Source organism: Virgibacillus salexigens (genome assembly GCF_014905415.1).
In the GTDB taxonomy this organism is placed as follows: Bacteria; Bacillota; Bacilli; order Bacillales; family Amphibacillaceae; genus Virgibacillus; species Virgibacillus salexigens.
This window is the reverse complement of record NZ_BNEO01000076.1, coordinates 1-332: the sequence shown is the minus strand read 5'-3', so window position 1 is coordinate 332 and position 332 is coordinate 1. Positions and strand designations below refer to the sequence as shown.

General features: G+C 32.8%; 1 pseudogene. It reads left to right on the top strand.

What is annotated here, in order from left to right:
• Positions 1 to 332: pseudogene (locus tag JKP73_RS22305) on the top strand (endonuclease MutS2); the annotation flags it as partial.

Sequence of the window (332 nt, the reverse complement as noted above, 5' to 3'; positions counted from 1 at the left end):
AGAAATATTAAAAAAATTGAACGAGAAAATCAAAGTTTACATAAAGATTTGACGAAAGTCTATAATCAAATTAATCGCGAGCGCGAGTTTGAATTAGAAAAAGCACAAAAAGAAGCTCAAGAAGTAGTTAAAAAAGCGAGTCTTGAAGCGGAAGAAATTTTGAAAAATCTCAATGATAAAGCAGCGTTGAAACCACATGAAATTATTGCTGCTAGAAAAGAACTTGAAGGTTTGGCTCCAACCATTGATTTTTCTAAAAATAAGGTTTTGAAAAAAGCGAAAGCACAAAGAGGACTTAAGCAAGGGGCTGAAGTTAATGTCACTTCTTATGG